The organism is Bacillus sp. A1 (assembly GCF_042296235.1).
In the GTDB taxonomy this organism is placed as follows: Bacteria; Bacillota; Bacilli; order Bacillales; family Bacillaceae; genus Bacillus; species Bacillus velezensis.
In genome coordinates this window covers 581,337-607,851 of the sequence record NZ_CP141181.1, presented here as the reverse complement: position 1 = coordinate 607,851, position 26,515 = coordinate 581,337, and the positions used below count along the sequence as shown (strand labels likewise).

23 protein-coding genes, 2 tRNA genes, 3 rRNA genes and 1 riboswitch are annotated in these 26,515 nt (G+C 47.9%); of the genes, 10 read left to right on the top strand and 18 right to left on the bottom strand.

Annotated features, from left to right (window positions below):
* Window positions 1-16: 16 nt before the first annotated feature.
* From rrf to U2H13_RS03170, 7 genes are all read right to left on the bottom strand, one after another.
* A 5S ribosomal RNA gene (gene rrf / locus U2H13_RS03200) occupies window positions 17-132 on the bottom strand.
* 50 nt (window positions 133-182) lie between these two features.
* Window positions 183-3,112: ribosomal RNA gene (locus tag U2H13_RS03195) — 23S ribosomal RNA — on the bottom strand.
* A gap of 175 nt (window positions 3,113-3,287) precedes the next feature.
* A 16S ribosomal RNA gene (locus U2H13_RS03190) occupies window positions 3,288-4,837 on the bottom strand.
* The 16S, 23S and 5S rRNA genes sit together here with 2 tRNA genes alongside, the layout of an rRNA operon.
* A 98-nt stretch (window positions 4,838-4,935) precedes the next feature.
* Window positions 4,936-5,009: transfer RNA gene (locus U2H13_RS03185), tRNA-Gly, on the bottom strand.
* Between the two features lie 8 nt (window positions 5,010-5,017).
* Window positions 5,018-5,094 (bottom strand) — tRNA-Arg (locus U2H13_RS03180).
* A 302-nt stretch (window positions 5,095-5,396) separates the two neighbouring features.
* Complete coding sequence (locus U2H13_RS03175) at window positions 5,397-6,815, bottom strand: sugar porter family MFS transporter (protein ID WP_021495013.1); 1,419 nt, start codon at window positions 6,813-6,815, stop codon at window positions 5,397-5,399.
* A 428-nt stretch (window positions 6,816-7,243) separates the two neighbouring features.
* A complete protein-coding gene (locus tag U2H13_RS03170; protein ID WP_025650290.1) occupies window positions 7,244-8,245 on the bottom strand; it encodes an acryloyl-CoA reductase in 1,002 nt (333 codons plus the stop codon).
* 127 nt (window positions 8,246-8,372) lie between these two features.
* Between U2H13_RS03170 and U2H13_RS03165 the strand changes: the two genes are divergently transcribed.
* From U2H13_RS03165 to U2H13_RS03140, 6 genes are all read left to right on the top strand, one after another.
* The gene (locus tag U2H13_RS03165; protein ID WP_017419162.1) at window positions 8,373-8,840 is read left to right on the top strand and encodes an SRPBCC domain-containing protein; all 468 of its coding nucleotides are present in this window, start codon (window positions 8,373-8,375) and stop codon (window positions 8,838-8,840) included.
* Between the two features lie 111 nt (window positions 8,841-8,951).
* The gene (locus U2H13_RS03160; protein WP_215797288.1) at window positions 8,952-9,806 is read left to right on the top strand and encodes a manganese catalase family protein; all 855 of its coding nucleotides are present in this window, start codon (window positions 8,952-8,954) and stop codon (window positions 9,804-9,806) included.
* Window positions 9,807-10,043: 237 nt separating this feature from the next.
* Window positions 10,044-11,606, top strand: coding sequence for an APC family permease (locus U2H13_RS03155; RefSeq protein WP_017419163.1), 1,563 nt, complete (start codon window positions 10,044-10,046; stop codon window positions 11,604-11,606).
* Window positions 11,607-11,722: 116 nt separating this feature from the next.
* The gene (locus tag U2H13_RS03150; RefSeq protein WP_007409294.1) at window positions 11,723-12,304 is read left to right on the top strand and encodes a TetR family transcriptional regulator; all 582 of its coding nucleotides are present in this window, start codon (window positions 11,723-11,725) and stop codon (window positions 12,302-12,304) included.
* Between the two features lie 72 nt (window positions 12,305-12,376).
* Entirely contained in the window at window positions 12,377-12,706 is a 330-nt protein-coding gene (locus U2H13_RS03145; RefSeq protein ID WP_003156023.1) for a multidrug efflux SMR transporter, read from the top strand.
* A complete protein-coding gene (locus U2H13_RS03140; protein ID WP_003156024.1) occupies window positions 12,706-13,020 on the top strand; it encodes a multidrug efflux SMR transporter in 315 nt (104 codons plus the stop codon). The genes U2H13_RS03145 and U2H13_RS03140 overlap by 1 nt, the downstream gene beginning before the upstream one ends.
* Before the next feature lie 59 nt (window positions 13,021-13,079).
* Here U2H13_RS03140 and U2H13_RS03135 read toward each other — a convergent pair whose 3' ends face one another.
* From U2H13_RS03135 to U2H13_RS03125, 3 genes are all read right to left on the bottom strand, one after another.
* Window positions 13,080-14,294, bottom strand: coding sequence for an MFS transporter (locus U2H13_RS03135; RefSeq protein WP_021495016.1), 1,215 nt, complete (start codon window positions 14,292-14,294; stop codon window positions 13,080-13,082).
* A complete protein-coding gene (locus U2H13_RS03130; RefSeq protein ID WP_014417058.1) occupies window positions 14,284-14,970 on the bottom strand; it encodes a FadR/GntR family transcriptional regulator in 687 nt (228 codons plus the stop codon). Before U2H13_RS03130 ends, U2H13_RS03135 begins: the two co-directional genes overlap by 11 nt.
* Window positions 14,971-15,091: 121 nt before the next feature.
* On the bottom strand, window positions 15,092-15,808 hold the full coding sequence (locus U2H13_RS03125) for a GntR family transcriptional regulator (RefSeq protein WP_014417057.1): 717 nt from the start codon (window positions 15,806-15,808) through the stop codon (window positions 15,092-15,094).
* A 177-nt stretch (window positions 15,809-15,985) separates the two neighbouring features.
* Window positions 15,986-16,085, top strand: a riboswitch (purine riboswitch).
* 54 nt (window positions 16,086-16,139) lie between these two features.
* On the opposite strand from U2H13_RS03125, the gene U2H13_RS03120 reads away from it, so the two are divergent.
* Window positions 16,140-17,300 carry an MFS transporter gene (locus tag U2H13_RS03120; RefSeq protein ID WP_103527111.1) on the top strand — a complete coding sequence of 387 codons (1,161 nt, stop codon included), beginning with the start codon at window positions 16,140-16,142 and terminating at the stop codon, window positions 17,298-17,300.
* Window positions 17,301-17,351: 51 nt separating this feature from the next.
* Here the strand turns inward: U2H13_RS03120 and U2H13_RS03115 are convergent, their stop codons facing one another.
* A complete protein-coding gene (locus U2H13_RS03115; protein WP_070082687.1) occupies window positions 17,352-17,918 on the bottom strand; it encodes a YdhK family protein in 567 nt (188 codons plus the stop codon).
* Window positions 17,919-18,114: 196 nt separating this feature from the next.
* Here U2H13_RS03115 and U2H13_RS03110 point away from each other — a divergent pair, with 196 nt between their 5' ends.
* The gene (locus U2H13_RS03110) at window positions 18,115-18,288 is read left to right on the top strand and encodes a hypothetical protein (protein ID WP_003156030.1); all 174 of its coding nucleotides are present in this window, start codon (window positions 18,115-18,117) and stop codon (window positions 18,286-18,288) included.
* Window positions 18,289-18,340: 52 nt separating this feature from the next.
* On the opposite strand, the gene U2H13_RS03105 is transcribed toward U2H13_RS03110, so the two are convergent.
* Together U2H13_RS03105 and U2H13_RS03100 are read right to left on the bottom strand one after the other, a co-directional pair.
* The gene (locus tag U2H13_RS03105) at window positions 18,341-19,699 is read right to left on the bottom strand and encodes a serine hydrolase (RefSeq protein ID WP_103527112.1); all 1,359 of its coding nucleotides are present in this window, start codon (window positions 19,697-19,699) and stop codon (window positions 18,341-18,343) included.
* A gap of 137 nt (window positions 19,700-19,836) precedes the next feature.
* Window positions 19,837-20,106 (bottom strand): hypothetical protein, encoded by a 270-nt coding sequence (locus tag U2H13_RS03100; protein WP_007409303.1) that lies wholly within the window; start codon window positions 20,104-20,106, stop codon window positions 19,837-19,839.
* A gap of 231 nt (window positions 20,107-20,337) precedes the next feature.
* Here U2H13_RS03100 and U2H13_RS03095 point away from each other — a divergent pair, with 231 nt between their 5' ends.
* Window positions 20,338-20,592, top strand: a complete 255-nt coding sequence (locus U2H13_RS03095; RefSeq protein WP_031378602.1) for a hypothetical protein — start codon at window positions 20,338-20,340, stop codon at window positions 20,590-20,592.
* A gap of 57 nt (window positions 20,593-20,649) precedes the next feature.
* Here U2H13_RS03095 and U2H13_RS03090 read toward each other — a convergent pair whose 3' ends face one another.
* Together U2H13_RS03090 and U2H13_RS03085 are read right to left on the bottom strand one after the other, a co-directional pair.
* The gene (locus U2H13_RS03090; RefSeq protein ID WP_061890450.1) at window positions 20,650-21,843 is read right to left on the bottom strand and encodes a macrolide family glycosyltransferase; all 1,194 of its coding nucleotides are present in this window, start codon (window positions 21,841-21,843) and stop codon (window positions 20,650-20,652) included.
* 142 nt (window positions 21,844-21,985) lie between these two features.
* A complete protein-coding gene (locus U2H13_RS03085) occupies window positions 21,986-22,672 on the bottom strand; it encodes a GntR family transcriptional regulator (RefSeq protein ID WP_039252541.1) in 687 nt (228 codons plus the stop codon).
* Between the two features lie 182 nt (window positions 22,673-22,854).
* On the opposite strand from U2H13_RS03085, the gene U2H13_RS03080 reads away from it, so the two are divergent.
* Window positions 22,855-23,913, top strand: a complete 1,059-nt coding sequence (locus U2H13_RS03080; RefSeq protein ID WP_053573706.1) for a tartrate dehydrogenase — start codon at window positions 22,855-22,857, stop codon at window positions 23,911-23,913.
* Between the two features lie 47 nt (window positions 23,914-23,960).
* On the opposite strand, the gene U2H13_RS03075 is transcribed toward U2H13_RS03080, so the two are convergent.
* The 3 genes from U2H13_RS03075 to U2H13_RS03065 form a co-directional block, all read right to left on the bottom strand.
* The gene (locus U2H13_RS03075) at window positions 23,961-24,743 is read right to left on the bottom strand and encodes a class I SAM-dependent methyltransferase (RefSeq protein WP_015416930.1); all 783 of its coding nucleotides are present in this window, start codon (window positions 24,741-24,743) and stop codon (window positions 23,961-23,963) included.
* A gap of 35 nt (window positions 24,744-24,778) precedes the next feature.
* Window positions 24,779-25,396 (bottom strand): NUDIX hydrolase, encoded by a 618-nt coding sequence (locus tag U2H13_RS03070; RefSeq protein ID WP_015416929.1) that lies wholly within the window; start codon window positions 25,394-25,396, stop codon window positions 24,779-24,781.
* A 175-nt stretch (window positions 25,397-25,571) separates the two neighbouring features.
* A complete protein-coding gene (locus U2H13_RS03065) occupies window positions 25,572-26,444 on the bottom strand; it encodes a DMT family transporter (protein ID WP_014417048.1) in 873 nt (290 codons plus the stop codon).
* Window positions 26,445-26,515: the final 71 nt, after the last annotated feature.

Here is a 26,515-nt window from a genome sequence, read left to right as displayed (position 1 = left end):
ATAAAATTTTAGAAAAGCTTGGCGGCGTCCTACTCTCACAGGGGGAAACCCCCGACTACCATCGGCGCTGAAGAGCTTAACTTCCGTGTTCGGCATGGGAACGGGTGTGACCTCTTCGCTATCGCCACCAAACCATTGAGAGTGTTCTCTCAAAACTAGATAACAGTAAGCATACATTCAAATTGGTTAAGTCCTCGATCGATTAGTATCTGTCAGCTCCATGTGTCGCCACACTTCCACCTCAGACCTATCAACCTGATCATCTTTCAGGGATCTTACTTCCTTGCGGAATGGGAAATCTCATCTTGAGGGGGGCTTCATGCTTAGATGCTTTCAGCACTTATCCCGTCCGCACATAGCTACCCAGCGATGCCCTTGGCAGAACAACTGGTACACCAGCGGTGCGTCCATCCCGGTCCTCTCGTACTAAGGACAGCTCCTCTCAAATTTCCTGCGCCCGCGACGGATAGGGACCGAACTGTCTCACGACGTTCTGAACCCAGCTCGCGTACCGCTTTAATGGGCGAACAGCCCAACCCTTGGGACCGACTACAGCCCCAGGATGCGATGAGCCGACATCGAGGTGCCAAACCTCCCCGTCGATGTGGACTCTTGGGGGAGATAAGCCTGTTATCCCCGGGGTAGCTTTTATCCGTTGAGCGATGGCCCTTCCATGCGGAACCACCGGATCACTAAGCCCGACTTTCGTCCCTGCTCGACTTGTAGGTCTCGCAGTCAAGCTCCCTTGTGCCTTTACACTCTGCGAATGATTTCCAACCATTCTGAGGGAACCTTTGGGCGCCTCCGTTACCTTTTAGGAGGCGACCGCCCCAGTCAAACTGCCCACCTGACACTGTCTCCCCGCCCGATAAGGGCGGCGGGTTAGAAGGTCAATACAGCCAGGGTAGTATCCCACCGATGCCTCCACCGAAGCTGGCGCTCCGGTTTCCAAGGCTCCTACCTATCCTGTACAAGCTGTACCAACATTCAATATCAGGCTGCAGTAAAGCTCCACGGGGTCTTTCCGTCCTGTCGCGGGTAACCTGCATCTTCACAGGTACTATAATTTCACCGAGTCTCTCGTTGAGACAGTGCCCAGATCGTTGCGCCTTTCGTGCGGGTCGGAACTTACCCGACAAGGAATTTCGCTACCTTAGGACCGTTATAGTTACGGCCGCCGTTTACTGGGGCTTCAATTCGCACCTTCGCTTACGCTAAGCGCTCCTCTTAACCTTCCAGCACCGGGCAGGCGTCAGCCCCTATACTTCGCCTTACGGCTTCGCAGAGACCTGTGTTTTTGCTAAACAGTCGCCTGGGCCTATTCACTGCGGCTCTCTCGGGCTTGCACCCTAACAGAGCACCCCTTCTCCCGAAGTTACGGGGTCATTTTGCCGAGTTCCTTAACGAGAGTTCTCTCGATCACCTTAGGATTCTCTCCTCGCCTACCTGTGTCGGTTTGCGGTACGGGCACCTCTCACCTCGCTAGAGGCTTTTCTTGGCAGTGTGGAATCAGGAACTTCGCTACTATAATTCGCTCGCCATCACAGCTCAGCCTTCACGGGAAACGGATTTGCCTATTTCCCAGCCTAACTGCTTGGACGCGGATATCCAATACCGCGCTTACCCTATCCTCCTGCGTCCCCCCATTGCTCAAATGGTGAGGAGGTGGTACAGGAATATCAACCTGTTATCCATCGCCTACGCCTTTCGGCCTCGGCTTAGGTCCCGACTAACCCTGAGCGGACGAGCCTTCCTCAGGAAACCTTAGGCATTCGGTGGAGGGGATTCTCACCCCTCTTTCGCTACTCATACCGGCATTCTCACTTCTAAGCGCTCCACAAGTCCTTCCGGTCTTGCTTCACAGCCCTTAGAACGCTCTCCTACCACTGTTCGAAGAACAGTCCGCAGCTTCGGTGATACGTTTAGCCCCGGTACATTTTCGGCGCAGAGTCACTCGACCAGTGAGCTATTACGCACTCTTTAAATGGTGGCTGCTTCTAAGCCAACATCCTGGTTGTCTAAGCAACTCCACATCCTTTTCCACTTAACGTATACTTTGGGACCTTAGCTGGCGGTCTGGGCTGTTTCCCTTTCGACTACGGATCTTATCACTCGCAGTCTGACTCCCAAGGATAAGTCATCGGCATTCGGAGTTTGACTGAATTCGGTAACCCGGTAGGGGCCCCTAGTCCAATCAGTGCTCTACCTCCGAGACTCTTACCTTGAGGCTAGCCCTAAAGCTATTTCGGAGAGAACCAGCTATCTCCAGGTTCGATTGGCATTTCACCCCTACCCACACCTCATCCCCGCACTTTTCAACGTGCGTGGGTTCGGGCCTCCATTCAGTGTTACCTGAACTTCACCCTGGACATGGGTAGATCACCTGGTTTCGGGTCTATGACCACGTACTCAATTCGCCCTATTCAGACTCGCTTTCGCTGCGGCTCCGCATCTTCTGCTTAACCTTGCACGGGATCGTAACTCGCCGGTTCATTCTACAAAAGGCACGCCATCACCCGTTAACGGGCTCTGACTACTTGTAGGCACACGGTTTCAGGATCTCTTTCACTCCCCTTCCGGGGTGCTTTTCACCTTTCCCTCACGGTACTGGTTCACTATCGGTCACTAGGGAGTATTTAGCCTTGGGAGATGGTCCTCCCGGATTCCGACGGAATTTCACGTGTTCCGCCGTACTCAGGATCCACTCAGGAGAGAACGAAGTTTTGACTACAGGGCTGTTACCTCCTATGGCGGGCCTTTCCAGACCTCTTCATCTACCTCGTTCCTTTGTAACTCCGTACAGAGTGTCCTACAACCCCAAGAGGCAAGCCTCTTGGTTTGGGCTGGTCCCGTTTCGCTCGCCGCTACTCAGGGAATCGCATTTGCTTTCTCTTCCTCCGGGTACTTAGATGTTTCAGTTCCCCGGGTCTGCCTTCTCATATCCTATGTATTCAGATATGGATACCACTCCATTACGAGTGGTGGGTTTCCCCATTCGGAAATCTCCGGATCAAAGCTTGCTTACAGCTCCCCGAAGCATATCGGTGTTCGTCCCGTCCTTCATCGGCTCCTAGTGCCAAGGCATCCACCGTGCGCCCTTTCTAACTTAACCGTTAAAAAGAATCACTACGTGATATCTTGCATTACTAATTGAATGTGAATTACTTCTGTTATCTAGTTTTCAAAGAACAACATCTCGAAGAATCGAATGATCCTTCAAAACTAAACAAGACAGGGAACGTTCTGTTTATAAGACCCAAGGTCTTATATTCCGTTAAAATCCTTAGAAAGGAGGTGATCCAGCCGCACCTTCCGATACGGCTACCTTGTTACGACTTCACCCCAATCATCTGTCCCACCTTCGGCGGCTGGCTCCTAAAAGGTTACCTCACCGACTTCGGGTGTTACAAACTCTCGTGGTGTGACGGGCGGTGTGTACAAGGCCCGGGAACGTATTCACCGCGGCATGCTGATCCGCGATTACTAGCGATTCCAGCTTCACGCAGTCGAGTTGCAGACTGCGATCCGAACTGAGAACAGATTTGTGGGATTGGCTTAACCTCGCGGTTTCGCTGCCCTTTGTTCTGCCCATTGTAGCACGTGTGTAGCCCAGGTCATAAGGGGCATGATGATTTGACGTCATCCCCACCTTCCTCCGGTTTGTCACCGGCAGTCACCTTAGAGTGCCCAACTGAATGCTGGCAACTAAGATCAAGGGTTGCGCTCGTTGCGGGACTTAACCCAACATCTCACGACACGAGCTGACGACAACCATGCACCACCTGTCACTCTGCCCCCGAAGGGGACGTCCTATCTCTAGGATTGTCAGAGGATGTCAAGACCTGGTAAGGTTCTTCGCGTTGCTTCGAATTAAACCACATGCTCCACCGCTTGTGCGGGCCCCCGTCAATTCCTTTGAGTTTCAGTCTTGCGACCGTACTCCCCAGGCGGAGTGCTTAATGCGTTAGCTGCAGCACTAAGGGGCGGAAACCCCCTAACACTTAGCACTCATCGTTTACGGCGTGGACTACCAGGGTATCTAATCCTGTTCGCTCCCCACGCTTTCGCTCCTCAGCGTCAGTTACAGACCAGAGAGTCGCCTTCGCCACTGGTGTTCCTCCACATCTCTACGCATTTCACCGCTACACGTGGAATTCCACTCTCCTCTTCTGCACTCAAGTTCCCCAGTTTCCAATGACCCTCCCCGGTTGAGCCGGGGGCTTTCACATCAGACTTAAGAAACCGCCTGCGAGCCCTTTACGCCCAATAATTCCGGACAACGCTTGCCACCTACGTATTACCGCGGCTGCTGGCACGTAGTTAGCCGTGGCTTTCTGGTTAGGTACCGTCAAGGTGCCGCCCTATTTGAACGGCACTTGTTCTTCCCTAACAACAGAGCTTTACGATCCGAAAACCTTCATCACTCACGCGGCGTTGCTCCGTCAGACTTTCGTCCATTGCGGAAGATTCCCTACTGCTGCCTCCCGTAGGAGTCTGGGCCGTGTCTCAGTCCCAGTGTGGCCGATCACCCTCTCAGGTCGGCTACGCATCGTCGCCTTGGTGAGCCGTTACCTCACCAACTAGCTAATGCGCCGCGGGTCCATCTGTAAGTGGTAGCCGAAGCCACCTTTTATGTCTGAACCATGCGGTTCAAACAACCATCCGGTATTAGCCCCGGTTTCCCGGAGTTATCCCAGTCTTACAGGCAGGTTACCCACGTGTTACTCACCCGTCCGCCGCTAACATCAGGGAGCAAGCTCCCATCTGTCCGCTCGACTTGCATGTATTAGGCACGCCGCCAGCGTTCGTCCTGAGCCAGGATCAAACTCTCCGATAAAGTAGTTTGACTGACTACGCACATCGCTGTGCGATTTATTTAAAACTTTGAATTAACAGGTACGTTTTGTCTTGTTTAGTTTTCAAAGATCATTATAATGGAGCGGGTGATGAGAATCGAACTCACGACATCAGCTTGGAAGGCTGAGGTTTTACCACTAAACTACACCCGCGTTTGTATTGGCGCGCCCGAGAGGAGTCGAACCCCTAACCTTTTGATCCGTAGTCAAACGCTCTATCCAATTGAGCTACGGGCGCTTATCAGGCGACTTAACTATCATACTACCAATCAGTTATGATGTCAAGTGTTTTTTCATTTCTTTCGAAGTCTTTTTCTCGACTTCATTTATTATACACGATTTTGAGAATTTGCAAAGCCTTTTTTTCAAAAGATCATTTTCTCATTTGTCGTTATCGCTTTGTTCATCAGCGACGTTTAATAATATACCATGCACTTTAAATGAGGTCAACACTTTTACGAAACTTTTTTCTCACTTATTATTCCCTTCTATATAATAAATAAAAAAGCAGGATTCCTAGGAACCCCGCGTCTATTCAGATTACCCGCTCACCTCAGCTTCTGCGCTATTACGATCTGTTTTTTCATAAGCACGGAAGTTTTGTTCAAGCTGTTCGAGCGACAGACCTTTCGTTTCCGGAAGGAACCTTTTCACAAAAATAACGGACACTACCCCAAACAGGACAAAAATGAAGAAGGTTGCAGACAATCCTATGTTTGCGAGCAGGACCGGAAAAGTTAAACCCACAAGGAAGTTCACGATCCAGAGGCAGAAGACAGTGACCCCCATACCAAGTCCCCGCAATCGAAGCGGGAATATCTCCGACAGCATCAGCCAGGTCACCGGAGAGACAGCCCCCTGCTGAAACGCAAGGAAAGTGACTGTTAATGAAAGAACCACATAAGGAAGAGCAGGCGATCCTTTCAGCACGACAGACAGAACTCCGATCAAAAGCAGCACCGCAGTCGTTCCGATCAGCCCCGTCATCAGCATCGGGCGGCGGCCGACTTTGCCGAGAAGCCATATTCCCACAAAAGTCGCGAGCACCGAAATCACACCGTTGGCAATATTGCCGATTAATGCGGCTTTTGTCTCGAAACCGGCATCTTTTAAAATTTGAGTTCCATAATACATAATTGAATTCACGCCGGTGAGCTGCTGCACTACCGCAATTCCGATCCCGATAAACACAATGCGGCGCACCCACGGAACGGCAAGATCCTTAAAGGTGGCCTGCTCCATCTCAGCTTCCTTATGAAAGGCAGAATCAATCTCAGCGAGCTCAGACTTAGCTTTCTCTTCATTCCTTATTCGCCGGAGAACGCGCAGAGCATCTTCTTTTCTTCCTTTAGAAACCAGCCAGCGCGGACTTTCAGGAACTTTCAGCATACCGAAAAACAAGAATACCGCCGGAAGGGCCGCGATAACGAGCATATAACGCCAGGCGTGAGAGGTATCACCAAGCACATTGCCGATGATAGCATTACACGTGAAGGCAAGCAGCTGGCCCGTTACAATCATCAATTCATTTTGGGTAACCATTCTCCCTCGGCTTTCCGCCGGCGACATTTCAGCCAAATATGCCGGAACGGTTACGGATGCTCCCCCGACGGCAAGCCCCAGCAGAAAACGGGAGATGATCATAACCGATACGTTAGGCGCCAGTGTACATCCAAGCGTCGCTGCAAAGAACAAAACGGCAAGGATAAGGATATTTTTACGTCTGCCGTTATAGTCCGACAATCTCCCTCCGAAAACTGCTCCGATCGCAGCCCCCAAGAGCAGGGAGCTCGCCACCATCCCTTCAGTCAAAGCCGTAAGATTAAGCTGGTCAGCTTCCGCCATAAACGGCAGCGCCCCATTAATTACACCTGTATCGTAGCCGAAAAGAAGTCCCCCGAATGTCGATACCAAAATGATGGTTCTTAAAAATGAATGCTGGCTGCTATTTTTATTCATCTTCAAATCCTCCTAGTTTTTACACAGAGATAATATCGGAATATTCAGTTATCAATATTTACACCTATAACGTCTGCATACAAGTTCTGACCGTCCAAAACAGTTATATAAGAAGAAAATGATCTGAAGGCGTTATCATTTATAGTGATTATTCGCTCTCCCCTCTCGTCAAATTGTTATTTTATAGTTACTTTGTAGTGAAGTTATAATGATATTATTGGTACTTATGTTATTATCATAATTTTAAAAGCGCTTTCAGTCAATAAATATTTCAGAAAATTTTATAACTTACCTTTATATTACCTATATGTAATCAATTTATATTTTTAATCAACTCATTTTCACGATATACTCAATAGTTAATCTCTTTTCAATAAATAATTGATTATATATTGAAAACCCCCAATCAGCAGTTGGGGGTTTTTGTTTTATTCTTCGTTTATCGTAACGATCGTTCTCCCTCTCGCTTCTCCTTTTAAAAGGGCAGGAAGCGTATCCGGCAGCTCTTCAAGTGTAATTTCCTTTTGAATAAAGGCCTCCAGATCTGCAGGCTTGAAGTCATCAGCTAAACGCTGCCATGTTTTCTTTCTTGTCTCCATCGGACAGAATACGGAATCGATTCCCAAGAGACTGACGCCGCGCAATATAAACGGGAAGACTGTAGCAGGGAGTTTCGTTCCCGCTGTCAGTCCGCTCACAGCAACTGATCCGCCGTACTGAATCTGGCTGAGAACTGAAGCAAGCGGCTCACCTCCGACCGGATCGACGGCCGCTGCCCATTTTTGTTTTTGCATCGGTTTTAACGTGCCGTTATACACTTCATCACGGTGAATGACCGTCTTCGCTCCGAGGCTCTTCAAATAGCCGCTTTCTTCCTCTTTTCCCGTACTGGCCTCGACCTCGTAACCTAAGGTTGAAAGAATGGAGACGGCAAAGCTTCCGACGCCGCCTGTCGCTCCCGTCACCAGCACCTTCCCTTTTTCAGGAGCGGCATGGTTTTCTTCAAGACGCTGGACGGACAATGCGGCAGTGAAGCCGGCGGTTCCGATCGTCATGGCTTCTTTAAGTGTCAGACCTTCAGGCAGCGGCACGATCCAATCTGCCGGAATGCGGGCCATCCCGCTATAACCGCCAAAGCGGGAAACACCTATGCCGTAGCTTGTCGCAATGACTTTGTCCCCCTCTTTGAAACGGGCGTCATCTGAGGAAACGACGATTCCCGCTAAATCAATTCCCGGCACGAAAGGATACGACGTTACGATCTTGCCGTCAGGAATGGCAGCCAAGCTGTCTTTATAATTCACCCCTGAGTAGCAAACCTTAATCAGCACTTCACCCTCGGGAAGGTCCTGAACCGCTAGCTCCCGTACGCTGACTGAAAACCGGTCTTCACGTTGATCGACTACTAACGCTTTAAATTGATCTGTCATCACTACGTCTCCTTAAAATGAATTGAATGGCTTTGGAAAAGCATAGAATAAGTTTGATTTGATTTCAAATGTCCTGCCCCGTGTAGTATGATCAAAAGTAAAAACAGCGAAAGAGTGGTTACGCATCATGTCTGATAAACAAAACAAAGATAACAAAAACAACAACAGCGGCAATCAGCCATTACCCGACATTATTCATACCGCCGTTTTCAAGGCGCCGATACAAGTTGTCTGGGATACGGTCTCCACTGCGGACGGCCTGTCTCTCTGGTTTATGCCGAATGATTTCACACCTCAAGAAGACAGTGAGTTTCAGCTGGAATCTCCGTTCGGTCCGTCTCCGTGCAAGCTGCTGGATATTGAAGCGCCGTACCGCCTGTCTTTTTCGTGGGATACGGAAGGCTGGATCGTTTCTTTTGTCTTAAAGGAAACGGAAAGCGGAGATACGGAATTCACTCTCATTCACGGCGGATGGAAAGAGCCGGAAGCCGTCATCAATAAAGTCAATCGGAAAAGCTCCGAGATTCACAGTACGATGGATCAAGGATGGAACGGGCTTGTCAACACGAAACTTCGCGGGGCGGTTGAGGCTTAACACAAAAGGACGGACACGCTTTCCGTCCTTTTTTTGATGCCGATACATAAAAACTGACTTTGCAAAGACACTAACAGAAGAACCGAAAACTTCTTTCAGGGGGCGCTGTTTATGTATTATTACAAAGAAGAGCTGATCAATATCATTAAACCGGACAAGCCGGACCCGGCCGCGGCCAAGGTGCTTCAGGAAATTTTAGGCGGGCACTACGGAGAAATGCGGACGATGATGCAATACTTTTTCCAAAGCTCTAATTTCAGAGGAAAAGAAAAACAGTTCCGTGACCTGCTTCGCGGTGTATTTTTAGAAGAGATCGCACACGTTGAACTCGTCCAAAGTACGATCAATGCACTGCTAGATGAAAGCGGCGCTGAGGGCGCCGGAAATCAGGCAGCAGATCAGGCGCCGCTTGACGAAGCGGTTAAACACGCCAATCCGCACCATTTTATCATCGGGGCGCAAAGTTCTCTTCCTGTAGACGCCGGCGGCAATCCATGGAACGGGTCTTGGGTATACAACCACGGGAATCTGATTTCCGATTTATTGGACAATGTCGTGCTGGAATCAACCGGCGTGCTGCAAAAGACACGCATTTATGAAATGAGTTCAAATCAGACGTTCAGAGAAACACTCGGTTTTCTGATCGTCCGTGACAACGCCCATCAAAATGCATTTACAAAAGCGTTGGAAACACTGGGTGTCGAATGGGGCAAATTATTTCCCGTGCCGAATTATGATATTGAAAAATACCCGGAATGCCGAAAATTCGTTGAGATGGGTTATCATAATACCCAATTTAATTTCAGACTGGATCCGACACGGATCGGAGAAATTCTGCAGGGAACGACGCCGAGCCGAAACAGCGGCGAATTAAGTGTGTCCGAGCCTCCTAAAGGTTTCCCCGTGCCGGAACTTCCCGAGCTTCCGAATGAGCACAGCCCCGGACTGAAAGATATGAACTTGTAACAAAAAACGCCTGTTTCGGGCGTTTTTTGTTTTTCTGAATATGAGGTTTGAATGTGTTTAAAACGGGGAATATAAGCCGGGAGATCTTGCCATACGGCCGTTATTATAATGTGAGCACATTGCTGTACATACTTCGTTTCGAAAGTTGTCCTAATTTTCCAGCCGGCCGGCTGGGTATGTTTGAATGATAATGGGAATTATGTAAAGAGAACAATGTCTTTTCTAAGGAGGCAGCGAATGTCTAAGCAAGGAAACTTCCAGAAAACTATGTCACTTTTTGATCTTATTTTAATCGGCATGGGAGCCATATTCGGTTCGGCATGGCTGTTTGCCGTCAGTAACGTCGCCTCTAAAGCGGGCCCATCAGGCATTTTTTCCTGGCTGATCGGCGGGGGAATCATCTTATTGATCGGCTTGGTTTATGCGGAACTGGGCGCCGCGCTGCCGAGGACCGGGGGAATTATCCGGTATCCCGTATATTCACACGGGCACCTGGTCGGATATTTAATTTCCTTTGTCACCATTGTGGCATACACGAGTCTTATTTCTATAGAAGTCACGGCAGTCCGCCAATACGTGGCGTATTGGTTTCCCGGTTTGACCGTAAAAGGCTCCGATTCTCCGACAATTGCCGGGTGGATATTGCAATTTGCGCTGCTCTGCCTGTTCTTCCTCCTCAATTACTGGAGTGTCAAAACCTTTGCGAAAGCAAACTTCATTATTTCGATTTTTAAATATGTCGTACCGATTACGGTAATTGTGGTACTGATTTTTCATTTTCACCCGGGCAATATGACCGTTCACGGATTCGCGCCTTTTGGTTTTACCGGAATTCAGGCCGCGATTTCCACAGGCGGCGTCATGTTTGCATACCTTGGGCTGCATCCGATTGTGGCTGTCGCGAGTGAAGTGCAGAATCCGAAGCGGAACATTCCGATCGCATTGATTGTCTGTATTATCGTGTCTACTATTATTTACACCGTGCTGCAGCTCACTTTTATCGGGGCGATCCCGGCGGATACCCTGAAGCACGGATGGCCGGCTATCGGGACTGAATTCTCCCTTCCGTTCAAAGATATCGCCGTTTTGCTCGGTTTGGGGTGGCTGGCGACATTGGTCATTTTAGATGCGATTTTATCACCGGGCGGTAACGGAAATATCTTTATGAATACGACTTCACGTCTCGTCTATGCCTGGGCCAGAAACGGAACATTATTCAGCATTTTTTCTAAAGTCAATAAAGAAACCGGGACACCGCGTGCCTCCCTTTGGCTTTCGTTCGGTCTGGCTGTTTTTTGGACGCTTCCGTTCCCTTCTTGGAACGCTCTTGTCAACGTATGCTCCGTCGCATTGATTCTGTCTTATGCGATTGCGCCGATTTCTTCTGCGGCGCTGAGAGTAAACGCGAAGAATATTAACAGACCGTTTTATTTAAAAGGGATGAGCATCATCGGACCGCTGTCGTTTATTTTTACCTCTTATATTGTATATTGGTCCGGATGGCGCACCGTATCCTGGCTTCTCGGTTCTCAAATTGTCATGTTTCTGATCTATCTCTGTTTCAGTAAATATGCTCCCAAAGATGATGTCAGCATACGGCAGCAGCTGAAATCAGCATGGTGGATCGTCGGCTTTTATGTCATGATGCTGATTTTCTCCTATCTCGGCTCGTTCGGCCACGGATTGGGCATTATCAGCAATCCGCTTGACCTGATTCTGATCGCCATCGGTTCGCTCGGTATTTATTACTGGGCAAAATATACGGGACTGCCGAAGGCTATGATCGACAGTGATAAATGACGAATGCCGGAAAGAAGTATGGTCTTCTTTCCGGTATTTTTATTTTAAGGGATGACAAAAAAGCGAACATACGATAAAATGAATGACAGTCATTCATAAAAGGAGGAACCCCTCTATTGGCAAAACAAAGCTCGGGAAAATACGAAAAAATCCTGCAAGCCGCGATTGAAGTCATTTCTGAAAAAGGATTAGACAAAGCATCCATTTCAGAAATCGTCAAAAAAGCCGGCACGGCCCAAGGTACGTTTTACTTATATTTTTCTTCTAAAAACGCACTGATATCCGCGATTGCAGAAAACCTGCTCGACACTACGCTGGACAGAATAAAAGGGAAAACGGACGGTTCTGAAGATTTTTGGACGTTGCTGGACATTTTGGTAGATGAGACATTTCACATCACCCGGCTTCATAAAGATATTATCGTTCTCTGTTATTCCGGTCTTGCCATCGATCATTCAATGGAGAAATGGGAAGCCATTTATCAGCCTTATTATTCCTGGCTGGAAGGCGTGATCAATACGGCCATTGAACAGGGTGAGGTCCACAGCGGCATTCATGTCAGATGGACGGCCAGAACGATTATCAACGTTGTCGAGAACGCGGCTGAACGGTTTTATATCGGCTGTGAACAGGATGTCGATCTCGAAGTATATAAAAAAGAAATATTCAGCTTTCTCAAAAGAAGCTTGCAGAAATGATTGGCGGAGACCGATCATTTTTGATCGCCGTAAAAATGACTGACATTCATTCATAACTGAGGTGACTGTATCATGTATTGGCTGCTTGTATTGATAGCCGGACTGTTAGAAGTCGTTTGGGCGTCCGCCCTGAAGCATGCGGATTCGCTCTTTGATTGGATCGGTATTTTCCTTCTGATTGCCGTCAGCTTTCTGATGCTGATCCGCTCTTATAAAAAAATTCCGATGGCTGCCGCATATACCGTTTTTGTCGGAATAGGCACCGTCGGCACATATGTAACGGGCGTCATTTTAGGCGAATCGTTTTCAATCGGGCAAATATTCTTTTTGGCTTTGCTGTTGTCCGGCATTTTAGGAATGAAGGTATTTACGAAAGAAACTGAAACAAGGGGTGAACATTAATGGCATGGCTGCTGTTATTTATTGCCGGAGCGGAGGAAGTTGTAGCGGCCGTTGCCATGAAACATATTGACGGTTTTAAAAAAAAGTGGCCGCTGATTGTCATGGTAACAGGCTTTATGCTTTCATTCTTTTGCCTTTCCGGAGCGATGCAGGTTCTTCCCACAGGTGTCGCGTATGCGGCTTGGACCGGCATGGGAAGCATCGGCGTTTCGGCCGTGGGCATACTTTGGTTTAAAGAAAAATTCAATCTGTCACAATTGGTGTCTCTGGGGCTTATCCTCATCGGTGTCATCGGCTTAAAACTGACAGCGTGACGGCCTGAGACAGCTTTTTAAATAAAAAACAAAGGACCCGAAGCGGGCCCTTTGTTTTTTTATGCTGTTTTGATCTGTTCCGCTTTTCCCGCTCCGACTCCGAAAATGAAAATCAGAACGGAGACTGCGATCAGCATGAATAACGGAACCGTCCAGCCGCGCGTGATGTCATGCAGCAAACCGAATACGAGCGGGCCGAACGCGGCAAGCAGGTATCCGAATGACTGGGCCATGCCGGAAAGCGCCGCGGCTTCATGAACATGCTGGGTCCGCAGGCTGAAGAACATCATCGCCAAGCTGAACGCACAGCCTCCCGCAATTCCGATCAAAATGACCCATAGCGGAGTGAGAGCCGGGCTTCCGAAAAGAACGCCGGCAATGCCGATAAGGAAAAATAAAGCCGTCAGTCCGGCGAGTGCGCGCTGATTTTTCATTTTAGCGGCAGCGATCGGCACGATAAAAGTAATCGGCAGGACTGAGAATTGCATTAATGAAAGCATCCATCCCGCCTTACTTGAGCTGAGTCCATTCTGCTGAAGAATTTCCGGCAGCCAAGCGATGACGGTGTAAAAAATAAGGGATTGCAGCCCCATGAACATCGTCACCTTCCAAGCCAGCGGAGACCGCAGCAGACTGCTTTTCTTCTCTCCGTTTGTCCCAGTCGTGCGGACGGGCAGTTCGCGTCCTCGCATTTGCGGAATCCACATGACGAACGCAATGAAAGAAAGGATAGCCCAGCAGCCGAGCGCGCCTTTCCAGCCTAACCCCGCTGAAGAGGCGATCGGCACGCTGATGCCGGATGCAATCGCGCCGCACAGATTCATAGAAACCGAGTAGACGCCGGTCATGATGCCTAAATTTCCGGGAAACTTATGTTTAATGAGACTCGGCAGCAGGACGTTGCATACGGCGATCGACAATCCCAACAGGATCGTTCCGAAAAAGAGAGTGCCGATTCCGGCGATGGAGCGCAGCAGAGTTCCGGCTGTCAGGACAATTAATGATGACAGTAAGACAATCTCGGTCCCGAAGCGCCGGGACAATAAAGGTACAAACGGTGACAGACATGCAAAGGCCAAAAGCGGCACTGTCGTAATGGTGCCGGCAGCCGCATTGGTCATGCCGAGGCTGTCCCGAATTGAGGAAACGAGCGGCCCGACCGATGTCAGAGGCGCTCTGAGGTTGGCCCCTATCAATATGACTCCGATGACCAGCAATATCAGTTTTTTACGCTGACTTGCTTGCAGAATTTGATGTTCGTCTTTAATTTTCATGTTCATCCTCCATGTGTATTGTATCTTTAAATACTCTGATGTATTGGTTGACGGCCTCCATGGCCTGATCCGGTTTCTGTCCGATAATCGCGGCGGCAAGCTGGGTGTGGATCCGGATAGCAGGGGTGATTTCCAACAGGTTATGGACTGACGCACAAAGCGCCTCCGTCATATGCTCGTATAGATCAGAAAGCATGTTGTTATGGGCCGCCTGTACAATGGTTTTGTGCAGCTTAATGTCGGCTTCGGCATACCGTTTTCGATCTTCATTTTGCAAGGCCGCTTCACATTCATCCAAGCATGCCTTCAGTGCTTTCAGGTCTTCGTCATTACGCCTTTCCGCCGCCAATCGTGCAGCTTCTCTTTCGAGTGCGTACCTGACTTCTAATGTTTCAAGCAAATTTGATTTTTTAATATGGCGGTAAAATGCCGCGCCGAGAACACTGGATGAGCTGACATACGTACCGCTTCCCTGCCTTGTCTGAAGCAGGCCGGCATGTACGAGCGCCCGAATGGCCTCACGCAATGTGTTTCGGCTCACATCAAATTGCTTCATTAAATCCAGCTCAGGGGGAATGCGCGTCCCGACCGGCCATTTATCCGATTGAATTAACGATTCAATTTGCGCCACCACTTGTTCTACGAGCGACAGTCTGCTTGTTTTGGATATCTCCATCAAAACACCTCTGAAATTTGTAGGATGATTCTATCATTGGGTAATATAACATAAAAGAAGCGAAGATGTAAATCAGCGGCAACAAAAAAAAGAGTGAGTTTTTCTCTCACTCTTCGGCGCTTTATGAACGTTTTATATTGACTGAGGTCACGACAAACTTGTCATGACGGTGGCGGGAAAATGAATATTCAAAGGGAGTGCCGTTGTCCAAAAAGCCTACATGCTCGACTTCAAGTATCGGGTCATCCGGCCGGCAGCCGAGATATTGCTGATCCATATCATCCGACTTGCACGCTCTGATTTTTCTGTGTGAGCCTGCGATTTTGAGCTGGAGTTCCCGCGTAATATGATCGTAGATGGAATGGTTGAGCACCTCGTCATTAATGCCGGGTATAAGGCTCGCCGGCATGTACGTTTTTTCAAGAACGTACGGTTCGCCTTCAACGATTCTGAGCCTCACTACATAATAGACGGGAGTCTTTTCATCGATGGCCAAATGTGCGGCGACATCTTGAGACGGAAACTGCACTTCAAACCGGATGACCTTGCTCTTGATATCTTTGCCTTTTAACAAATTGCTCAAGCCGAGAATTTCGTTGCTGACTACGTGAACGTGCTCATCCTGCATGGCTGATTGAATGATAAACGTGCCGTGCCCTCTTTTTCTGAAAAGCATCCCTTCAGCCGCAAGTGTATCAAGCGCCCGCTTCATCGTCATCCGGCTGCACCCGAACTCCGCAGCGAGCGTCTTTTCATCCGGGATCGGCTGATCTATGTCATATACACTGCTTTTAATCCTCTTTCTCATTTCGTTGGCGATTTTTTCGTACTTATTCATCGGTTTCCTCCGGCTGTATAATGTTTGATCTGTATAGACTCCTTACGGTTATCATAAATTTTTTTCCCTGCTTCATCAATGACGTTACAGCCGCCGATATTGAAATTGAAAGGATTTCCTCGAATTTTCTATGGAATCTCCCTCACTATTATGGTAGAATTTTTTGCAGAAACGGACACAGCCGAATATTGCATACATTGTATAACCTCAATGATATGGTTTGAGGGTGTCTACCAGGAACCGTAAAATCCTGATTACAAAAATTGTCCCGTACACTTTTTGTAATCAGGATTTTTTATTTTCTAAAAAATAAAAAAAGGAGTATCTGTACATGAATTTCAAAGTATTTCTGCTTGCAGCATCTACCATCGCAGTCGGTTTGGTTGAATTAATTGTGGGCGGTATTCTTCCGCAAATCGCTTCCGACTTAGATATATCCATCGTCAGCGCGGGGCAGCTGATCAGCGTGTTTGCGCTCGGTTATGCGGTATCCGGCCCGCTGCTTTTGGCAGTGACGGCAAAGGCTGAACGAAAGCGGCTTTATTTAATCGCACTGTTTATTTTCTTCCTAAGTAATCTGGTCGCTTATTTCAGTCCCAATTTCGCCGTTCTTATGGTGTCACGGGTGCTCGCTTCCATGAGCACAGGGCTGATTGTCGTCCTTTCTTTAACGATTGCTCCTAAAATCGTGGCGCCTGAATTCAGAGCGCGGGCGATCGGCATCATTTTCATGGGGTTCAGCTCCGCAATCGCTTTAGGCGTGCCTGTCGGCATTATCATCAGCAATGCCTTCGGATGGCGTGTTCTGTTCTTGGGAATCGGTGTATTATCTCTCATTTCCATGCTGATTATCAGCGTCTTTTTCGAAAAAATACCTGCTGAAAAAATGATTCCGTTTCGTGAGCAGATCAAGACGATCGGGACCGCCAAAATTGCCAGCGCACATCTTGTCACCTTGTTTACATTGGCGGGGCATTACACACTCTATGCCTACTTTGCGCCTTTTTTGGAAAGAACGCTTCATTTGAGTTCCGTTTGGGTCAGTGTATGCTACTTTTTGTTCGGTCTGTCAGCGGTATGCGGCGGCCCGTTCGGAGGCTGGCTGTATGACCGTTTAGGAGCATTTAAAAGCATCATGCTTGTGACCGTTTCTTTCGCTCTGATCCTGTTTATTCTTCCGCTGACAACGGTTTCTTTAATCATTTTCCTGCCTGCGATGGTGATCTGGGGATTGCTCAGCTGGAGCCTTGCGCCGGCGCAGCAAAGCTATTTAATCAAAATTGCGCCTGAGTCTTCCGATATTCAGCAAAGCTTCAACACGTCCGCTTTGCAGATCGGCATCGCGCTCGGGTCAGCCATCGGCGGCGGCGTGATCGGACAAACCGGTTCTGTCACAGCAACAGCCTGGTGCGGCGGTTTGATTGTCATTATCGCTGTCGCTTTAGCTGTATTCTCTTTAACGAGACCTGCCTTGAAAAGAAAATCCGCATAAATGTGAGACCGCAAAAAAGCCAAAGGAGTTCCTTCGGCTTTGGCGGTCTTTTTATTTTGCGGCAGCAAGCTCGTCTTCTGTCACCCATTTATGATTGGTTACTTTTTGGCCGCCGTCAGTCGGTGTATAGTCGACCATATAAACGGTTGTCTTTTTGGCTGAATCAATAACGGCTTCGGCACCCTTCATGCCTTTCATATGGGATGCCTCGATCACGGCCTTGTCACCCGGTTTTAACGTTTGATCACCGGCGCCCTTCAGCTCTTCCTGAATGACCCATTTGTGATCTTCGACGCGCTTTCCTCCCGTTTCCGGAGTGTAAGATACACTGTAAACCGTTGTATCATAAGCACCTTTTACGGTTCCTTGCGCATTTTTCATGCCTTTCATATGAGAAGCTAAAATCATGACGTCACTGCCGACTTTATAAGTCGGATTTTCGGCCTTCTTTAAACCTTTCGGCACCTCGGATGAACCTGAGTGATTCATGTCTTCGTGAGAGTGCGTTTCTTTGTCTTTCGCTTTTTCGCTTCCTCCTGAAGATTGGCTGTTGCATCCGGCAAGCGCCAGAACGGGGATCAGGAGAAACATGCTGAATAAAAATAGTCTCGCTTTCATTTCAAGAACTCCTTTGCCTTTTTGATTTTTCATTTTCCCTTTCGTTTCTTCGGTAAAACAAAAAGATGGCCTGTCATTTCTCCTAATTCTTCAACTCTCTCTTTATTGCCTTTTATCAGGTGAAATTGTTCACAAAATGTACACATTAATGGAGATGCAGTATAATTCAATTATCAGATAATAGGGGGAACTCATCATGAAAACGAAGGTTTTTGCGGTGGTATTGGGCGCTGTTTTAATGATTGCGGGGTTGGTTTTGGCAGAAGTTTCGCTTTATATGGAATACATCACAATGGTCGGAGCTATGATTTTTTCTTCTATATTTATGTCAGAGCCGAAAAGAAAATTTCGCGTCATCAAAGGGGTTTGACTTTTCTATTACCGCCGTCTTCTCAGGACGGCGGTTTTGTTTTGCATGTCACTCAGTCTATCCGCAAAGCCGTTTCTTCTGTGCCGTCCTGATATAAAACGAAATGCGGGGCTGTTTGTGCTTTATCACCTGCAAATTCAATTTCAAGCGGCAGCGCCCTGACAAAATAACGGGTTTCCGTCATTGGGAATAATTCGAATGGTGTCTGCCCGTCTATTGTAAGATACAATCGGTTTTCTTTTACCGTCACCGATGCATGTGTGTCATCCTGAAATGAGTAATTGCCGGTAAATCTGCTGTAAATCGCAGGATCGATATCTGCTTTTTTCTGATCCGCCGGACGTTTCGGAATCACGTATGGCTGATCAAATAAGATGTTTACGGCCGCGGCAATCACAGCTTGTTCAAATTGATACGATTGTTCCATATTGCTGAGATAAATCAGTGTTTTGTTCTGGTCAATATACCGGATCATCAGAGTTGAATAGCCCGGCCAGCCTCCGTCGTGACTGATAACCTTCCCTTTTTGGCGGCTGTTTTGAATCATCCAGCCAAATCCGTATCCGAATTGCTCTTCTTCATTCCAATAGCCCGGCGTAAACGCTTGATCTTTAGACTCTTTGCCGATGATTTCTTCCGTATAAAGAGCCTGATCAAACAGATATAAATCTCTAATAGTGGAGTTAACGGTTCCGTCACCTTGAATCCCGTCAAGAAAGACGACATAATCGGTTTCCTCAAGTTCATCCGGCAGCACATATTCTCTGGAATGAACATCATACACATAGCCATATGCATAGTTCGGAATGTTTTCTTTACTCAGCCTTCTGTTATAAATCCGCGTATCGTGCATACGAAGCGGATGAAATACGGCTTGTTTCATAAATTCAGCAAAACTCATGCCCGATACAATTTCTATAATAACCGCTAACACCGCATACCCCGTATTACTGTAAAGCCACTCCTTGCCCGGCGGGAAATAAGCATCCGGTTTATGCTGCTTAAGCATATCGATCACATCTTGATTAACGGCAATTCTGTCCCGGTCCCAATGTGTTAAAAATAACTCCATATAGTCCGGCAAGCCTGACGTATGATGGAGTAAATGCCGAATGGTAATGCCCGGATAAGGAAAATCAGGAAGCCACCGCTCTATCATATCGTCATAACGCAGCTTCCCTTGCTGCTCTAAAATGATAACGCCTAAAGCTGTAAACGGCTTCGATACTGAGGCCAATTCAAAGACCGATTGGTCATTCAGCATCCTCTTTGTTTTCAGTTCCGCAGCGCCGAATGAACCCTGATATAAGATGCGGCCGTTTTCCGCTGCCAATACAGCGCCGTTTATTTCATCTCTTTCGTCTAAAGTGCTGAAAAGCTGTTCAAAAGCTTGTTTTTTCTTATCGTTCATTTCACGAACCTCCATATACAAGCTGATTTACTCTTTTATACGAACGGCCGCTATAGAAGTTTCAATATTTTCCCTTCTCGAAACACCAGTCAGTATACTGCCGCTTCAGGCAGCCGCGGAGGTTTGATGAATGTCTTTTATTCACACAATACTGTGCAGGCTTCAAATTCAACATGCTTCTCGTCTTTATTTGCACCGGCAATTTCCATGGTCGAAAACATCGCGCAGACGACGGCTTTGTATTCGTTCATGACGGTTTGAATTTCAATCAGGAACCGTTCGGATGAAGCCGCGTATTCCGTTACGTACTCTTTCATTTTGCCGATAATATCATCTGCCTGACGGCTGAAGCCGGCCGCCTCCAAGTCACTCTCAAACTGGTTTTTGTTGATCATATGAATATGCATTTTTTAAAGGCTCCTTTCAGCAGCATTTTGTGGTTAGATCTACTGTAAAGGACAGGCTTGGATAAACTTTTAATAAAATATGAACAAAATATGAATTGGCTCATCGGCCTGACCGGCGGGCTTTCGGCTGTGCTCCGTTTCATTTGGACTACATGAAATAATGACTTCTTTACTCTGTTAAAAACAGCTCATATATGATCTAATACCAGTAAAATGTTTAGGAGGCGGCCTATGTCAGCAGCAGGAAATCGGCAAAAATTTTGGGTCATGGCGATGCTTATAGCGGTCTTTGCCGTGTTCGTTTTCTCTTTTTCTGAGAATCATTCACAAAAGGACTGGCACACGGCGGTTGACCAGGCGTCTGTGAATGTCTTCGGCCAGCAGATCTTTGAAAAAAACCGTCTGGCAAAAACACTCGACGCACGTGAGGCAGAATCTCTTCTGACTCTTGTGAAACTTGCAAATGAAGAACATCACATCATCTAAAAGCCATTATAAAAAGCCTGTTTCCCTTTGGCAGAGGAAACAGGCTTTTTCCATGTATTATTGAGCATGTTTTTGTTCAATAAACCGGTCGATCCGGGCGAGAACATCCTTCATGTTCGTACATTCTTTAAAGCTTTCATTAATGGCTTGAATGCCTTGTTTGTATTTTCCGTTATGCAGCACTTCTTCCGCGGCAAGCTTTACCTTTTCAGCGCTTACTTCATCTTTTTGCACGGTATAGCCTGCATCCAATTCAGTCAGGCGGCGCGCAACCATCGGCTGGTCTTTATCGTGCGGGATGACGACCAGCGGCACTTGATAATGAATGCCTTCATTTACACTGTTCATTCCGCCATGCGTGACAAACACGTCGGCCTGCTCCAGCACTTCAAGCTGCGGCACGTACGGTGCGATGATAAAGTTTTCCGGCGCCTGTTTGATTTTTGACAGATCGGCTTTTTCCCCGGCGGCAATGACTACTTTTCCTTCAAAATCTGAGAACGCGTCTATGCACAGATTGAAAAACGCTTCCGTGTCCCCGAGCACCGTTCCCATTGAGATATAAATGACTTTTTCATTCTTTAATGCGTCAATCGGGAAGTCGACGCGCCCTTTTCTCTTCGGAAAACTCGGACCGATAAATAAATACTCATCTCCGAATGTCTCACTTTCGGGCTGAAAATATCTGCTTGTATAGACGACGTTCAATTCACCTGTGTTGTTCATAAATTGAACCATGCTGTCAGGGGCGACACCGTATTTGTCTTTCATCTCGGCCAACAGCTCTTCACATTCCCTGTCCGGCTGAAACGGCACGGCCGATTCCGGGTGGAGCGGCAGTATTTTCAGACGGTCTTCATTGAACAGGAAGGACGCTGAAGAAGAGATGCCGGGAATGTTGAGATAATCCCGCACCAGCTCTCCCGCACCGAATTTATCATAATAGACGGCGTCGAATTGAATGTCCTCTGCCAGCCGCTGCACAATATGTAAAATCTCCAGTGACGTTTTGATATGAACCTTTAAAAATGCAAGTATGCCGGACGGACTGCCGGGATCAATGGGTGTCATTCTGAGCAGATCGCTGTGAAGATGAACTTTCGCCCCTACTCCTTCCAGTCTGCTTTTGTATTTTTCCGTTGAGATATAATGAACGTGATCGCCCCGTTCGCTGAAGGCCTTTGTCATACCCAATGTCGGGTTTACGTGTCCTTCTGCAGGAAAATTGATCATCAGAATATGTTTCGCCATTTTTCAAACTCCTTTGCCTTTTTTGCGTCTCTTCCATATCCATCATAAATGACGCGGAAAAAATCATGCAAGGAACATCCGTCAGGTCTTTATGACGGTTCGATGACATCGGCAAAAAAAAAGACAAGGCTTTTCACCTTGTCTATCGTGATGATTCGTCTGTTTCTTCCGCTCTCAGCACGCCTTTCAGATGTTCTTCATCATGCTTGAGATGCTCCGTCATATATTGCACGGCTTTTGTTTTGTCGCCCTTTTTTATTTCTTCAAAGATTTTTCGGTGCTCATGCAGAATAACCTCCGCACGGTCATCGCCTTTAAAATTAAGAACTCTGCAAAAATGAATCAGCACATTGACATGCTCAAGCAGCATGGCCAGCCGGCTGTTATGGCTGAAATCCACAAGGAGCTGATGAAACGTCTCGTTCAAGGAAATAATCTCAGTCTCTTTGACGCCTTTATTGATGGCTTCTTCCGTCTTGCGCAGCTGTTTTTCAATGAGGTCAATTTCACTCTCAGCCGCTTCATCAATAACCAGTTCGACTGCCAGTGATTCAAGTGACATTCTGATTTTATAAATCTCTTCAACATCCTTAACGGACAAAGAATAAATGACAAAGCCGTTTCGATCGTCTGCCGTCAGAAGCCCGTCCTTTTCAAGGAGCCGCATGGCTTCTCTGACCGGCGACCGGCTGACTCCGAAATCCTTGGCCAGCTGAGTCTCATTCAGCCGTTCACCCGGTTTAAAAATCCCGTCAAATATCATTTTTTTCAATTGGGAATAAAATTGCAGATAATACGGGATTGGCTTATCTAATTTAAAATTATCCATCTTTCCTACCTCTTCATACAATTTAGGCCTTATTGTTACCAAGATCATATAACAGTTTATCTATGGAAGCAACATTCCCGAGCTTGTCAGCATATCGGAGGTGGCGTAATATGGAATTATAATGAACGACGGTCGACGGTCTGCCGTAAACCGAAAACAATTCATTCAGAGGTGACGGAAACATGAAAACATACAAGATTGCCAGCATACCGGGGGACGGTGTGGGGAAAGAAACAGTCCCTCAAGCGGAGCGGGTGTTGAATGCGATTGCCGAATTACATGGAGGCATTGCCTTTGATTTCACTTCTTTTCCGTGGAGCTGCGAGTATTATTTGGAGCACGGGACTATGATGCCGGATGATGGATTAGAAAGGTTACAGCACTTTGATGCTTTGTTTTTGGGGGCGGTGGGGAATCAAAAACTCGTCCCCGATCATGTTTCGCTGTGGGGGCTGCTCATCAAGATACGCCGGGAATTTGAACAGGTGATTAATGTGCGGCCGGCAAAGCTCCTGCCGGGAATCACTTCCCCCCTCGTTAACCCGAAGGATTTTGATCTGATAGTCGTCCGCGAAAACAGTGAGGGCGAGTACAGCTCTGTCGGCGGCAGAATCTATCAGGGTGAGGACGAAATCGCCATACAAAACGCGGTCTTTTCCCGACGGGGTACGGAAAGAGTAATGCGGTATGCTTTCGAACTGGCGGCAAGTCGGCGGAAACACGTCACAAGCGCGACGAAATCAAACGGTATTGTTCACTCGATGCCGTTCTGGGATGACATCTTTAAAGAGGTCAGCCGGGAGTACGCCGGGATTGAGACGGATTCCCAGCACATCGATGCACTGGCGGCCTTCTTTGTCACGCAGCCGGAACGCTTTGATGTCATTGTCGCTTCGAATCTGTTCGGAGATGTGCTGACAGATATCGGTGCGGCGATTATGGGAAGCATCGGAATCGCTCCCGCAGCCAACATCAATGTAAACGGCAAATATCCTTCCATGTTTGAGCCTGTTCACGGCTCCGCCCCGGATATTGTCGGAAAAGGAATTGCCAATCCTATAGGCCAAATATGGACGGCGAAATTAATGCTCGATTCATTCGGAGAAGAGGAACTGGGCCATCTCCTCTTACAATCTATTGAAACGGTCACAAACAGCGGCATTCTGACTCCTGATGTCGGCGGAAAACATTCAACGGAAGATGTCACTTCCGCTATTATTTCTCAAATCAAGAACAGATAATACGAAAAAACCGCGGGCAGAAAAACTGCACAGCGGTTTTTTTCGTCTCAGACGGGACGGATCGCGCAGAAACAGGCCGATTCACCTGTGAAGCCCGCAATACGGCCTGATTGATCCTTTTCTACAGAAAAAAACCGCTGTATATCATGAGGAGCATCCAGCATCTGTTTTTCCAGTAATGCGGCTTTCTCTTCAGTCAGGCCTGCCCGTTCACACCAGACGGTAAATTGAAATGGTTTCAAAAAGCAGACAGCGGATTCAATCCGGAAGCCGGCTGTCTCCAGAAAACGGAGCCATTCTGTTTTTTTCCACGCCCGAAAGTGGCTCTGATCCCGTCTCTTCTCAATGTCATTATAAAAATGGTCATATTCATCCTTTTCAGGTGCGGTATTGTCAATGAGAAGCAGTCTGCCGCCCGGTTTGACAACCCGAAACGCTTCATGAACAAAGGCTCTGACATCGGGAAAATGATGCGCCGCGATTCTGCATGTGACGATATCGAAAGCAGCATCGGAAAACGGCATCTTTTCAGCATCGCCTTTTTCGAATGAAACGTTCGTCCATCCGTTTCCGGTTATAAATGCTTCAGCGGCTGCTAACATTTCTTCCGTGAGGTCATAGGCGATAACAGAGCGTACGAGAGGAGCGAGAGCGTTAGCCGTATGTCCGCCTCCCGTCGCGATATCCAGCACGTCCATATGCTTTTCGGCACCGGAAGCTGAAACGAGATACGCCAAATCCTCTCCTGCGGCGTGTCCTGGACTAGTCACATATTTCGCGGCGTTTTTGGCAAATTGCCGCTGCGCCTGCTGTTTAATTGAATCCTCCATTATACTCGGGCCCCCTTTTCTTTCTGATTGCTGCCTTAATCAAAATAAACGGGTTCGTCCGGATGTTTGAGATATGCAAACATCCTATCAATCTGACTTTTTGTATTGCGGGCTTCAGATAGCGGCGGCAGTTCCGTTTCCGCAAAAAAGCCGGCGGCGCTTGTTTCTGTTCCCTCCCTGATCCGGCCGCCGATGATCTCGCATTTGATAAACACTTTGTAAACGTGGGCGGCGGACGGCGGATGGGAATGGCATTTCTTATCCATTACAGCTAACAGTTTAACGGGCTTTACGTCGATTCCTGACTCCTCTTTTACTTCTTTGACAGCGGTCTCGCCCGGAGAAATCCCGATATCAGCCCATCCGCCCGGCAGCGCCCATCTGCCGTCGCTTTTCTCTCTTACCATTAATATGCTCTGATCTTTAAAAACTGCCGCTCTGATATCAACTTTCGGAGTGGGATAGCCCGTGTCACCGGCGAATACGTCTTTGATGACCCTTTTATCGATGCCGGTATGATGCGCCATGATATCCACGCTTATTTTTCTTATTTCTTCAAATCTCTCAATATCATATATGTCTTTGGAATAAGCCAGCCCCGCTTGCGCCGCGGATTGAAGCTGTTTTGCCCATTCAAGCCATTTTGGCTCCATTTTTTCACCGCCCGTTATGTTAATTGACGAAACCCTGAGGGTCCGAGTATTGCACCTTGAGAGTACCGGTGCCCATGATCCGTTTCTGCTCCTTGTTTTCTGTTTATGGAGGGGCGAATCCTGCCGGGAAAACAGAAAAAAGCCATTCATTTGCTGAATGGCTTTTTTTCATTTTCTATTTTTCTTTCATGACGAGAACGACGCCTGAAACAATAAGGGCCGCCCCGATCCAGAAGGTTCCTCCGATCGTCTCTCCCAGCAGCAGCCAGCCGAGCAATGTCCCGGAAAGCGGCTGAAAGAAGAAAAACAGACCGCCGCTTGCCGCATTCAGCAATTGCAATCCGCGATTCCAAAGCATGAACGCGCAGGCGGTTGAGATCACACCCAAATATAAAAGTCCGCCCCATATCTCAGGCCGGGCAAGCTGAGACAAAGGAATCTCCTGAAGCGGGCCCGCTGTAAACGGGGTCAGGATGACAAATGCGACGCAAATGGAATACGTTGTGACGACAAGCGGTGAGTAATGGCCGGGAACCCGTTTCATCAGCACGGACATCAAAGCCCATGTCAGCGCCGCAGCCAGAAGCGAGAGACCGCCGAGCTGGCTCGACATATCGAGATCTCCGTTCCCCACAATGAGCAATACTCCGATCGTCGCCAGCCCTGTCGATATTCCTTTTTTCAGCGTTAACCGCTCTTTCAACATCAGCCGGGCAAATACAACCATAAATGCGGGAGTGGATGCCGTAATAATCGCACCCATCTGCGCGGTTGATAATTTCGTGCCGATTTCCTGCGTGACGATCGAAATCGTGTTGCCGATCAATCCGATCGCAGCGATCAGTAATAAATCACGTTTATGAACTTTCCAGGATTGGCGTGTAAACAAACTGAGAATCAAAAGCGAAAGAAGCGCCACCGCATATCTCAGCCATACCAGTTCAAGCGGCGGAATGACCGCTACCACAACTTTTACAACGACATACATACCTCCCCAGATACTGGCGGCCAATGTCAAATAAATCGAACCGAACAATGTATTTTTCAATTTGATGCACCCTCCGTTATCATATTAGGTCACGTCATATGCCCTAACGGAGAGAAGCGCAGTCACTTTCC

Coding starts and splice junctions, on each gene's coding strand:
- U2H13_RS03080 (WP_053573706.1), top strand. CDS start 22,855: ATGAAAACATACAAGATTGCCAGCATACCGGGGGACGGTGTGGGGAAA.
- U2H13_RS03125 (WP_014417057.1), bottom strand. CDS start 15,808: ATGAATAAGTACGAAAAAATCGCCAACGAAATGAGAAAGAGGATTAAA.
- U2H13_RS03135 (WP_021495016.1), bottom strand. CDS start 14,294: ATGAAAATTAAAGACGAACATCAAATTCTGCAAGCAAGTCAGCGTAAA.
- U2H13_RS03155 (WP_017419163.1), top strand. CDS start 10,044: ATGTCTAAGCAAGGAAACTTCCAGAAAACTATGTCACTTTTTGATCTT.
- U2H13_RS03145 (WP_003156023.1), top strand. CDS start 12,377: ATGTATTGGCTGCTTGTATTGATAGCCGGACTGTTAGAAGTCGTTTGG.
- U2H13_RS03170 (WP_025650290.1), bottom strand. CDS start 8,245: ATGACAGATCAATTTAAAGCGTTAGTAGTCGATCAACGTGAAGACCGG.
- U2H13_RS03105 (WP_103527112.1), bottom strand. CDS start 19,699: ATGAACGATAAGAAAAAACAAGCTTTTGAACAGCTTTTCAGCACTTTA.
- U2H13_RS03130 (WP_014417058.1), bottom strand. CDS start 14,970: ATGGAGATATCCAAAACAAGCAGACTGTCGCTCGTAGAACAAGTGGTG.
- U2H13_RS03160 (WP_215797288.1), top strand. CDS start 8,952: ATGTATTATTACAAAGAAGAGCTGATCAATATCATTAAACCGGACAAG.
- U2H13_RS03175 (WP_021495013.1), bottom strand. CDS start 6,815: ATGAATAAAAATAGCAGCCAGCATTCATTTTTAAGAACCATCATTTTG.
- U2H13_RS03100 (WP_007409303.1), bottom strand. CDS start 20,106: ATGCATATTCATATGATCAACAAAAACCAGTTTGAGAGTGACTTGGAG.
- U2H13_RS03110 (WP_003156030.1), top strand. CDS start 18,115: ATGAAAACGAAGGTTTTTGCGGTGGTATTGGGCGCTGTTTTAATGATT.
- U2H13_RS03115 (WP_070082687.1), bottom strand. CDS start 17,918: ATGAAAGCGAGACTATTTTTATTCAGCATGTTTCTCCTGATCCCCGTT.
- U2H13_RS03090 (WP_061890450.1), bottom strand. CDS start 21,843: ATGGCGAAACATATTCTGATGATCAATTTTCCTGCAGAAGGACACGTA.
- U2H13_RS03120 (WP_103527111.1), top strand. CDS start 16,140: ATGAATTTCAAAGTATTTCTGCTTGCAGCATCTACCATCGCAGTCGGT.
- U2H13_RS03165 (WP_017419162.1), top strand. CDS start 8,373: ATGTCTGATAAACAAAACAAAGATAACAAAAACAACAACAGCGGCAAT.
- U2H13_RS03085 (WP_039252541.1), bottom strand. CDS start 22,672: ATGGATAATTTTAAATTAGATAAGCCAATCCCGTATTATCTGCAATTT.
- U2H13_RS03140 (WP_003156024.1), top strand. CDS start 12,706: ATGGCATGGCTGCTGTTATTTATTGCCGGAGCGGAGGAAGTTGTAGCG.
- U2H13_RS03095 (WP_031378602.1), top strand. CDS start 20,338: ATGTCAGCAGCAGGAAATCGGCAAAAATTTTGGGTCATGGCGATGCTT.
- U2H13_RS03075 (WP_015416930.1), bottom strand. CDS start 24,743: ATGGAGGATTCAATTAAACAGCAGGCGCAGCGGCAATTTGCCAAAAAC.
- U2H13_RS03070 (WP_015416929.1), bottom strand. CDS start 25,396: ATGGAGCCAAAATGGCTTGAATGGGCAAAACAGCTTCAATCCGCGGCG.